This is a genomic window from Pseudonocardia hispaniensis, assembly GCF_042658695.1.
GTDB classification, from domain to species: domain Bacteria; phylum Actinomycetota; class Actinomycetes; order Mycobacteriales; family Pseudonocardiaceae; genus Pseudonocardia; species Pseudonocardia hispaniensis.
Genome location: NZ_JBHSQW010000039.1, coordinates 18,512 through 25,016 on the forward strand (window position 1 = coordinate 18,512; position 6,505 = coordinate 25,016).

The window sequence follows — 6,505 nt, forward strand, 5'->3', positions numbered from 1 at the left end:
GGCCCACACATCCGGCGCCGAGGTCTTCATGTGGTCATCCACCACGATCCCACCGGTCGACCCCAGCTTGATACCGGCCGCCGACGCGAGCCGGTTGTTCGGAGTCTTGTGCGTCGCGACGACCGCCAGCTCGGCCTCGATCTCACCGGAGGAGGTCTTCAGCGCACGCAGCCGACCGCCATCCCCGAGGAACGCCTCCAACGTCGTGTTGAAGTGCAGATGCACCCCCAACTCCCGCCAGGACTCCTCGACCGGCGCCATGATGTCCGGATCGGCCATCGCCGCCAGCGGATAGGGGTTGGGGTCGATCAAATGGGTCTCGATCCCACGATGCGCCAACGCCGTCACCATCTCCACACCCAACGGCGAAGCCTCCACGACCACCGCACGCTTGGTGTCCGCGATGACCTTGTCCCACTCGGCCGCCCGGCGGATGTTCTTGACGTAGTACAGCCCATCGAGATCACTGCCGGGCACCCCGGGATCCGCATAGGTGAACCCGGTGGCGATGACCAGCCGGTCGTAGCGCACAGCGCCCTCACCGGCCACCGCGACCGTCTTGGCCGCGGTGTCGATCGCCGTGACCTCGGTCTCGTAATGGACGTCGATCCCGGCGTCCACATACGCCTGCTTTCCGGCCAGGATGAGCTTGTCGAAGCTCTCGATCTCGCCCCCGTGCACATACGGGATGCCGCACGGGCTGTAGGCGACGTCCTCGAACTGGGTATAGACGATCACCTCTGCGGACGGGTTCGCGGCCTTGATGCCGCCGGCGGCGCCCAGCCCCGCCGCTCCCCCGCCGATCACCACTGTCTTACGCGGCACTCGAACCGCCTTCCACCGTCCTGGGAACGGGATGGTCAACCGATGTCATCTACTATACGATGATGTGTCTACTATAAGACACATCGCGGGGCTGTCAACAGACCCCCTGTCTCCGGCTTCGCTCCGAACGGCCCATCACCGGCAGCGCCCCGACGGGCGGCCGGGGCCGTTTGCGGCGGGCGCTCAGCGCACCAGAGAGGAACCGCATGTCGAGGACTGCCATCGTCGCCCTCGGGGGCAATGCCTTCACCCGCGAGGACCAACAGGGCACCTACGCCGAGCAGGCCCACAACGCACGCGCCATGGCCCAGACCGTGCATGCGCTGCGCCGCACCGGCTGGAACGTGGTCGTGGTGCACGGCAACGGCCCTCAGGTCGGGAACCTCGCCATCCAGCAGGAAGAGGGGTCGGCCCTGGTTCCGCCGCAGCCGCTGTCGGCGCTCGGCGCGATGACGCAGGGACAGCTCGGCAGCCTGATCGCGATGTCGCTGCACCAGACCGCTCCGCGGGACGGCATCGAGGTGGCGACCGTCGTGACCCATATCGCCGTGTCGCTCGACGATCCGGCGTTCGCCGACCCCCGCAAGCCGATCGGCCCGTTCTTCCCCGCGGACACCGTCGCCGAACTGGCCGAGACCCGCGGCTGGTCGATGACCGAGGACGCCGGCCGCGGATATCGCAGGGTCGTCGCCTCCCCGGAGCCGCAGACGATCGTCGAGGCCCGGACCATTCGCACCCTGGTCGAGAGCGGTGTCGTCGTCGTCGCGGCGGGAGGCGGCGGCGTCCCGGTCGTCGACGACGGACACGGCTACACCGGTGTCGATGCCGTGGTGGACAAGGACTACGCCGCGCAACAGCTGGCCACCCAACTGGGCGCCGAGGCGCTCGTGCTCGTCACCGGTGTGGCCCACGTGGCGTTGGACTTCGGCACGCCACGGCAGCGCACGATCACCGAGATCGATGTCGACGAGGCCGAACGACACCTCCATGATGGACAGTTCCCCGAGGGCAGCATGGGCCCGAAGGTCCGGGCGGCCATTCGCTTCCTGCGCAAGGGAGGCAGGACCGTGGTCATCACCACCCCCGAGTACGCCGCCGCGGCGCTGCGCGACACCCCGGGAATCGACGGCCGGGTGGGGACGCGCATCGTGGCAGCTCCCGCCCCGTCCGCCGTCGGCACGCCCGGGAACTGACCGAGAGGGTCCGCGAATAGCCGTCCAGGCATTCGCGGACCCTCTTTCCACCGTCTAGGGAATTGCACGTCCGAGCGCCAGCAACACCGGCGGAACGAAGAACGTATACACACTCGTGGCGAGCAAGATCGCACCGAGAGCCCGCGGGGAAAGACGGGCATATACAGTCAGGGTGACGGCCAGGAAGGCGACGGCCCACACTACGAGAATCGACCGGAACAGCCAGCCGCCGGCGAAGAAGTTCCACCAGAAGAGTGGTACTACACCGACGACGATCGCAAGGTTACCCACCGGTCGCAAATCCATGCCCCAAATGGCTGCCACACCGACGACGGTGAAGAACAGGCCATAGAAGCCGACCAGGCCGCTCAGAACGACTGCCTGCTCCCCCAAGGGATCCGGCCGTGCCGCAACGATATAGACGGCCTGGATGATGTCCACGAGACCCGCGACGAGAGCGGCGACCCCAACAGTGCGCAAGGGGTCGGGGCCAGATCCTTCGGCTGGCCTCGAGCCCCATCCTAGGAAGTAGGTCGAAATGACCCATAACGCTGCACCGGTTACCGTGAAGATGAGCGCGATCGGCGGCATGGACTTCCCCTTCAGGGAGCGGACGGTTGCAATGTGTGTCGGATCATAGATGTGACCTCCACTATATTCCACAGTGGATTCTTCGCGTTACCGAAATGTGACTGCGATCGGGAGCCGACGATCGCGTGAATCGCCGGGCCCCGGTTTGGGGATCCCGCGCAGGATCGTCGTCAGGGCTCTGCGGATCGGCGCCACTGCTCGGCATAACGCTGCGCGGACGCGGCGCGCTCCGTGGCGTGGGCCGCCTCGCGCGCCGCGGCTGCGGAGCCGGAGGGATATCCGGCCTTGACGGCGCGGTGCTCGCAGGACTCGTTCATGTAGGCGATGGAGTAGATGAAGCCGAGCAGCATCCCGCCGACAACGCCGCCCACCCGCACCCACACCGAACCGGGCAGGAACAGGAACAGCAGGACCGCGATCGGGGACAGCTGCACGGCCGTGCGGCACAGGTGGCGCAGCGCCCACGAGCGCGTGGAGACGTCGTGCAGGACCCAGACGCGGTACCGGTCGGGCAGCCGTCCGCCCAGGGCGTACCACAGCCAGCGCAGGAGCCCGGGGCGAGGCCGGGGGGCGGCCCGGCCCCCGGCCTCGCGCCTCGCCCCGGCGGCTGCGTCGTCGATCATGTCACTCATGCCGACCACCCTTGCCTACCGGCGCTGCACGGACGTTGCGCCGACCCGGCCGGGGACGCGGTCCTCATCGGACGCCCGCCACCAGTTCGACCAGGTCCAGCAGGCGATTCGCGTAGGCCCACTCGTTGTCGTACCAGCCGTAGACCTTGACCTGGTCCCCGTGCACCATCGTGTCGGCCGCCGAGAACACGCACGAGCGCGCGTCCCCCAGCACGTCGGAGCTGACGATCGGGGCGTCGGTGAAGCCGAGCACGCCACGCAGCGGGCCATCCGCCGCCGCTTCCCGGAACGCGTCGTTGACCTGCCGTTCGGTCACCGAGATGTCCAACATGCAGGTCAGATCCGTCAACGAGCCCGCGGGCACCGGCACGCGAATGGCGACGCTCTGCAGCCGACCCGCCAGGTCGGGGATCACCTGGCCCAGGTCGTGGTCGGCTCCGGTCGAGGCAGGCACGATGTTCTGCCCCGCCGCCCGCGCGCGACGCAGCTCGTGGTGCGGGGCATCGAGCAGGACCTGGTCGTTGGTGATCGCATGCACGGTGGTCATCCAGCCCGACGCGATGCCGAAGGCGTCGTGCAGCACGGTGCCCATCGCCGCCACCGAATGGGTCGAGCACGAGGCGTTGGAGATCACGTAGTGCCGATCCGGGTTGTATCGGTCGTGGTTGACGCCCATGCAGACGGTCAGGTCGGCCGAGCGGGTGGGTGCCGAGACGACGACGCGGCGCGCGCCGGCCACCAGGTGATCACCGGCCGCCTTCCGGCTCGTGAACCGCCCGGAGCAGTCGACCACGACGTCGATGTCCAGATCCGCCCACGGCGCCAGGCACGGATGGCGCGTGGACAACAACCGCAGCTCCCGCGACCCCACCTCGATCCGGTCACCGACCAGCGTGACCTCCTCGTCGAGCCGACCCTGGACGGTGTCGTACTGGAGCAGGTGGGTCATCGTCGCCGGGGTGGCCAGATCGTTGATCGCGACGATGTCGAGCTCGGATCCACGGGCCAGCGCGGCCCGCAGGAAATGCCGGCCGATACGCCCGAACCCACTGACCGCAACACGTCCGCCGCTCATGTCCGTCTTCTCCTCGATCGGTCCCGGTGGCCCATGCGTGCCCCGTCGATGCCTCGCGACAGGGAACGGTGCCATCCCCTATAGTGTTCTATCATCTACTTTAGGAAATACCCCGGGACGCCGAGGAGGAACGGTCCGATGACGCAGGTGGTATTGCCGGGTGAGGTCGAGGTGGTGAACGTCGGGCTGCCGATGTTCGCCGACGCCGTCCGGGAACAGGGTCGTCCGGTGCAGCAGGTGGACTGGCGGATCCCAGCGGGCGGCGACGCTGCCGCGGTCACCGCGCTGACCCGGCTCTACGGCCCCGCGGCCGCCACCATCGACGAGGCCAACGCCGAGGTCGTGCGCCGGCTGGACACCGGTGTACCCCGGCTGGTCGGGGTCTCCACGTTCGGTGCGGCGGTGCCCGGTGTGGAAGGGCGGATGCTGCTGCACTGCGGACCCGTACTGCCCTACGCCGAGCACTGCGACCCGCTCCGCCGCTCGATGCGGGCGGCCGTGGTCGCCGAGGGATGGGCCGTCGACGTGGCGGAGGCCGACCGGCTGCTGCACGACGGCGAGGTCCGGCTGGACGCGGCGAACCACCATGACACCGTGGTGCCGATGGCCAGCGCGATCGGGCCGTCACAGCCTGCCCTGATCGTGGAGAACCAGGAGGGCGGCACCCGCGCGTTCTCCTCGGTGAACCAGGGCCCGGGCGAGGTCGCCTGGTTCGGCCGCGAGACCGACGCCGCCATCGCGCGGCTGCGGTTCCTGGCCGAGACCGGCGGGCCCGCCCTGGCCGCGATCATCGACGCGGCCGGGCCACTGGACATCTTCGCGATCGCCGCACAGGGCGTCTCGATGGGCGACGACCTGCACATGCGCACCCAGGCCGCCACCAACCTGCTCACCCGCAGCTGGCTGCCGTACCTGGCCGCGCTGCCCGAGGCCGCGCGCGTCCCCTTCGCCCGGTACCTCGGCGACAACCACCTGTTCTTCCTCAACCTGGCGATGGCCGCAGCCAAGTCGCTGCAGCTGTGGGCCGAGCAGGTCACGGGTTCGAGCATCGTGACCACGATGTCCCGCAACGGCACGACGTTCGGCATCAAGCTGGCCGGCGCCCCGACCTGGCATCTCACCGAGGCCCCGCCGGTCGGCGAGGCCATGTACCAACCCGGTCAGGGCCCGCACGTCGCGGCCCGCGACATCGGCGACAGCGCCGTGCTCGAACTGACCGGGCTGGGCGGCCCGGCCGCGGGTGGATCATTCGCGGTGGCGGCGTTCCTCGGCGGAACGATGGCCGACGCCGCGGCGGCGACCGAGGGCTTCCGCGCGATCTGCGCCGGTTCCAGCAGCCGATTCACTCTGCCTCCCATGGGGTTCGCCGGGACCCCGCTGGGCGTGGACGTCCGCAAGGTCGTCGAATCCGGGATCACGCCCAAGGTGACGACCGGGATCCTGCACGCCCATGACGGCTCAGGACAGGTCGGCGCGGGCGTGGCCACCGCCCCGCTGGACTGCTTCGTGGACGCACTGCACGACCTCGACCGCCGGCTCGCGTAGGTCAGCCGACCCGGGCGGGCCGAGCGCCAGCCCGTGCAGCACGCGTTCCCGGCCGTCCGGCCCGGACCCCACCGCATCGACCCAGCAGCCGACCGGCCGGGCGGGCAGACCCGCGGCGGTCGCGGCGAGCCAGGCGGCGTGGACGGCGACGCCCGCCCGGGTGAGCTCGCCCAGCACCGTGGACGGGGACGGCTCGGCGGCCCCCGTGACGAGCACGAGCGCCGCCGCGGCGGCGACCTCGGGCTGGCCGCACGAGCGTGCGGCCAGCCCCCGGACCAGTTCCGGTTGCTCCCCTCGCCGGATCCCGACGGCGCGGCGCACGCCGACGGCCCGCGCCGCGCCGACCACGGTGGCCAGCGTGCCCGCTGGGATCTCGCCACCCGCGGTACACGACTCCCAGGCCGCGCTGCGCCGGGCGAGCACGGCGGCCGGACTCGCCCGAGGCAGGGTCGCGGTCACCGGTTGGGCCATGCCGGGCGTGGCCAGTGCCGCGACGGCGGAGTCGACCGGCGTCGGGGCGGTACCACACGATGCCTCCGGAGGCGGTTGCGCAGCCACGGACGGTGCACCGGGAAGGAACAGGTCAACCGTCGCCAGCGGGTGGCCCGGCCCGGACCAGCCCGGCGAGGGTCCCACCCGGACCC

General features: G+C 70.2%; 7 protein-coding genes. 2 read left to right on the forward strand and 5 right to left on the reverse strand.

All coding sequences use genetic code 11. The features are described 5' to 3' along the window. Positions 1-825, reverse strand: an 825-nt coding sequence (locus ACFQE5_RS19120) for an NAD(P)/FAD-dependent oxidoreductase (RefSeq protein ID WP_379586896.1), incomplete at its 3' end; no start/stop codon positions are given. A 206-nt stretch (positions 826-1,031) separates the two neighbouring features. On the opposite strand from ACFQE5_RS19120, the gene ACFQE5_RS19125 reads away from it, so the two are divergent. After that, entirely contained in the window at positions 1,032-2,018 is a 987-nt protein-coding gene (locus ACFQE5_RS19125) for a carbamate kinase (RefSeq protein ID WP_379586897.1), read from the forward strand. A gap of 54 nt (positions 2,019-2,072) precedes the next feature. Here the strand turns inward: ACFQE5_RS19125 and ACFQE5_RS19130 are convergent, their stop codons facing one another. From ACFQE5_RS19130 to ACFQE5_RS19140, 3 genes are all read right to left on the reverse strand, one after another. After that, the gene (locus tag ACFQE5_RS19130; protein WP_379586899.1) at positions 2,073-2,609 is read right to left on the reverse strand and encodes a hypothetical protein; all 537 of its coding nucleotides are present in this window, start codon (positions 2,607-2,609) and stop codon (positions 2,073-2,075) included. A 170-nt stretch (positions 2,610-2,779) separates the two neighbouring features. Beyond that, positions 2,780-3,241, reverse strand: a complete 462-nt coding sequence (locus ACFQE5_RS19135) for a DUF5313 family protein (RefSeq protein WP_379586900.1) — start codon at positions 3,239-3,241, stop codon at positions 2,780-2,782. Positions 3,242-3,305: 64 nt separating this feature from the next. Then, positions 3,306-4,316: a type I glyceraldehyde-3-phosphate dehydrogenase gene (locus ACFQE5_RS19140; RefSeq protein ID WP_379586902.1), complete on the reverse strand. Its 1,011-nt coding sequence runs from the start codon at positions 4,314-4,316 to the stop codon at positions 3,306-3,308. Between the two features lie 138 nt (positions 4,317-4,454). Between ACFQE5_RS19140 and ACFQE5_RS19145 the strand changes: the two genes are divergently transcribed. Next, a complete protein-coding gene (locus ACFQE5_RS19145; RefSeq protein ID WP_379586904.1) occupies positions 4,455-5,861 on the forward strand; it encodes a YlbE family protein in 1,407 nt (468 codons plus the stop codon). Here the strand turns inward: ACFQE5_RS19145 and ACFQE5_RS19150 are convergent. Beyond that, the coding region (locus ACFQE5_RS19150) for a hypothetical protein (RefSeq protein ID WP_379586905.1) at positions 5,775-6,505 on the reverse strand (731 nt) is incomplete at its 5' end. The two genes, ACFQE5_RS19145 and ACFQE5_RS19150, sit on opposite strands and share 87 nt — an antisense overlap.

Bases quoted from the DNA above. Each gene is read 5' to 3' on its own strand.
- ACFQE5_RS19125 (WP_379586897.1), top strand. From the start codon at position 1,032: ATGTCGAGGACTGCCATCGTCGCCCTCGGGGGCAATGCCTTCACCCGC.
- ACFQE5_RS19130 (WP_379586899.1), bottom strand. From the start codon at position 2,609: ATGCCGCCGATCGCGCTCATCTTCACGGTAACCGGTGCAGCGTTATGG.
- ACFQE5_RS19135 (WP_379586900.1), bottom strand. From the start codon at position 3,241: ATGAGTGACATGATCGACGACGCAGCCGCCGGGGCGAGGCGCGAGGCC.
- ACFQE5_RS19140 (WP_379586902.1), bottom strand. From the start codon at position 4,316: ATGAGCGGCGGACGTGTTGCGGTCAGTGGGTTCGGGCGTATCGGCCGG.
- ACFQE5_RS19145 (WP_379586904.1), top strand. From the start codon at position 4,455: ATGACGCAGGTGGTATTGCCGGGTGAGGTCGAGGTGGTGAACGTCGGG.